Here is a 211-nt window from a genome sequence, read left to right as displayed (position 1 = left end):
GGTCTTAAAAGGGCATAAAGATTCAATTCTACTTAAAATGCAGGTGATAAGAAAACTAACTCAGAAAATAGCGATTACTGATGCAAGTCGAGACCTGCACCTGAGTAGCCATCCTTTTTACAGACTGCTTGACCAACTATCAGAGAAAGATAAAACCAACAAGTTGCCCAGAGTTCTCTGTCTGGATGAATTTAAAGCGACCAAGGATTGC

At 39.8% G+C, this 211-nt stretch carries 1 pseudogene; it reads left to right on the top strand.

Annotated elements, in window-relative coordinates:
* A pseudogene (locus tag RU86_RS12240) lies at positions 1 to 211 on the top strand (hypothetical protein); the annotation flags it as partial.

The organism is Pseudolactococcus piscium, from assembly GCF_002441695.1.
In the GTDB taxonomy this organism is placed as follows: Bacteria; Bacillota; Bacilli; order Lactobacillales; family Streptococcaceae; genus Pseudolactococcus; species Pseudolactococcus piscium.
This window is presented reverse-complemented; position numbering and strand designations above follow the sequence as displayed.